Below are 1820 nucleotides of genomic sequence, written 5' to 3' on the forward strand. Positions count from 1 at the left end.
GCGAGAGTGAGGTTGAGCCGGGCGAGGTGGCTGGTGCGGGTTCGGTCGAGTGGATGACCGTTCCACCAGGCGTTGAGGCGGATCAGGTTGATGGCGGTGGCGCAGCAGACGTGGTTGAGGTGGGTCTTGGCCAGGCCTCGGTAGGGGGTCCGTCGGGCGCCGGTGCGGTGGGTGACCTGCCAGACGGTGCCTTCGATGCCGGCGCGTAAGGCGTAGTCGGCCTTCCAGTCCTCGGTCTGCTGTTCGGTGCGGGCGGCGCGTAGGGCTTCGAACATTTGCCGTGTGTGAATGGAGAGTTGGCGGCGGTTGCTGCGGGCACTGGTGCACTGCTCCTTGAATGGGCAGGGGCCGCAGTCGGCGGCGGCGAAGGAGACGACTGTCTTCGGGGTGCCGTTCTGGATCACGGGGTTCCAGGTGGTACTGGTCTTCCCGGCGGGGCAGATCGCCTTCTCGGTTTCCCAGTCGATGGTGAAGTCGTGGGCGGCGAAGCCGTCCTTGGCCTTGGCCTGGCGGGAGTGGTCGAGCAGGACCGGGGTGATCAGCGCGACGCCATGCTGCTTGAACGAGGAGACGATGAGCTCGGCGCTGGGGTAGCCGGAGTCCAGGTAGTGCTCGTGGGGCAGCAGACCGCGGGTGTCCAGGCAGGTGTGGACGGCTTCCAGGGCCTTGGTGTCGGGCAGCGTGGCGGCGGTGGTCGTCACGTTCGTGATCAGGTTCGGGCGGTCGGGGGCTGCCCTGGGGTCCGCGCCCGGCGCGGGGCGCGAGCAGGTCTCGGAGATGTGCAGCTTGTAGCCCAGCCAGAAGGTGTCACCTTTGGCGGACCAGCGGGCCTGGGTGTCGTAGGGGGAGGCTATACGGGTCTCTCCGGGAGGCAGGCCGTCCCCGCCGTCCTCCTGCTTCTCCCGCCGCTTGACCACCTCCCGCCCACCCGCCACGGTGCGGGTGTAATTCTGGATCAGCACGGTGCGCAGGGTTTGCACCGCGGGCAGTTCACGCAGCCAGGCCGGGGAACGCGGATCGTGGACGGCGCCCAGCAGCGCGTACCCGTCACGGGCGTAGTCCAGGGCGAGCGCGTCCCTCTTCGTCTTCGACGTCGGCAGGCGCCAAGTGTCGATGCGGGCGGTATACCGGAGTGACCAGGACGGGTCCAGGACCTGGGAGATCCAGTCGGGGGCTGCCGACGAAAGCGCCTCCAGCGCAGCCCGGACACTCTCCCCGGCCAGTTCCAGGCGGTTGAGCTCGCGCACCGCGGCCACGATGTGGGTGGAATCGGTGCGCTGCTTGCCCCCGGCGCCGAGCAGTCCGAGTGCGGCCAGACGGGTCAGCAGCAGGTCCAGCGCCCGCTCCTCCAGGCCGTGTTCGACCACCCGGGTGCGGAACTCCGCCAGCACGGTGTGGTCGAAGCCGGGGTCGGCCAGCTCCAGCCCGAGGGCGTATTTCCACGCCAGGTTCTCCCGCACCTGGTCAGCGGCCTGCCGGTCGGTCAGGTTCTCCACCCGCTGCAACACTGTCACCAGCGCCAGCCGCCCCGGAGACCACCCCGGACGGCCTCGCTGCCCAAAAGCGGCAGCGAACTCGGCGTCCGGGAACAGCTCCCCCAGCCGGTCCCGGACCTGCACCGCCAACGGCTTCTCCCGCTTCCCCCGGTACATCGACGCGATCGCCGCCGCGATCTGCGGAGAAGGCTCCGGCCAAGGCTGGGGCTGCACCGACACCACACACTCCGTCCTACGGCCGGATACCAGACGTGACGACCGCACCCCATGATCCCGAACCCGCTGGCGCAGCATCAACCGAGCACTGAATTAGCCACCAGGGTC

1 protein-coding gene is annotated in these 1820 nt (G+C 69.2%); it reads right to left on the reverse strand.

Annotated elements, in window-relative coordinates; all coding sequences use genetic code 11:
* The coding region (locus AC07DW_RS34290) for an IS1182 family transposase (protein WP_478861500.1) at nucleotides 1-1709 on the reverse strand (1709 nt) is incomplete at its 3' end.
* Nucleotides 1710-1820: the final 111 nt, after the last annotated feature.

This window comes from Streptomyces sp. NPDC045701 (assembly GCF_056432045.1).